The following is a 1,047-nucleotide window of genomic DNA, read 5'->3' as shown; positions in this document are numbered from 1 at the left end:
CCATAAAGAGGGATTCGCTGTAGCCCACGACAAGGTAAAAGCTGCTGGGATAGACCAAGATCATCAAACTTGCCAAAACTTGCCAAAGCAAGGGGATCTGCCAGAGACGGTAAAGTAGAAGGAGATAAACCCACATCAGCCAGCAAAAGAGCTGGGCGGTCAGGTAAAGCCCTAACTCAGGCTCAACCCGCAACAAGCGGCTGAGGGCAATAACGGCCAGAGGGTAGCCAGGAAAGAAGGCCACATTGCTCTGCTCGTAGGCAATCTTGTCAAAGCCGACAAACTGATAGCCCTGCCGCACAATCCCCAAATACCAATGGCTATCCCACTGGGTTAAACCCTTGAAGATGGAAGCATAGTCATCCTCCTGGCTCCAAAGGGAGATTAAGAAGATCTGCAACCCTGTCAAGGCTAAGCTTGGCAGCAGAACCTGGATAGAGAAAGGGGCAAGACGCTGCCGGCTTTGCCGCAACAGATGGCTAAGAGAGAAGCTCATCGTCAGACCTTCGCAGGTGGGGGTGGCACTTTGATCTCTTCTTGGTAATCACTGTCGGAGTTCACCTGCCAGAGATCGTGGCTGCCGGGGCGGAGGACGTTTTCCGCCGCCAATAGGCCCATCAGCAAGCTGTGATCCTGGTTGTTGTACTTAAACGAGCCGTAGCGACCCACCAGTTGCAAGTTTTCAAACTGGCCAAGATACTTCTGCAAAGTGGCTAGATCTTCTTTGTAGCTGCCGGCATAGATAGGATAGGTGCGGGGCAGGCGCACCACAAAGCCGCCGCGGATCTTCTGGCCTTGCAGCAGGCCAATTTGGCGTAGCTCCTTCTCAGCCAAAGCCAGCAATTGCTCCTCAGGGGCTTGCCACAAGGGATCCCCAAAGTTGCACCAATACTCACAGCACAAGGGGGTTTGTTCCCGGTTGGGGAGCATAGCCGGTGACCAATTGGCAAAGTTGGTTACCCGACCAACCTGCACTGTTGGGTCGTTGATATACAGCCAGTTGTCGGGGAAAAGCTGGGATCCCTCCACGATCAAGTAAACCAAAAC

At 53.4% G+C, this 1,047-nt stretch carries 1 protein-coding gene and 1 pseudogene; both read right to left on the bottom strand.

Translation table 11 applies throughout. The features are described 5' to 3' along the window. A partial coding sequence (locus NW857_RS13170) for a mannosyltransferase family protein (protein ID WP_414369241.1) occupies positions 1-496 on the bottom strand: 496 nt, incomplete at its 3' end. A gap of 2 nt (positions 497-498) precedes the next feature. Further along, positions 499-1,047 (bottom strand): annotated as a pseudogene (locus tag NW857_RS13165) (UDP-galactopyranose mutase); the annotation flags it as partial.

Origin of the sequence: Synechococcus sp. H55.9, assembly GCF_047462355.1 — a bacterium.
In the GTDB taxonomy this organism is placed as follows: domain Bacteria; phylum Cyanobacteriota; class Cyanobacteriia; order Thermostichales; family Thermostichaceae; genus Thermostichus.
The sequence above is the reverse complement of the archived record's forward strand: the minus strand, read 5'-3'. Positions and strand labels throughout refer to the sequence as shown.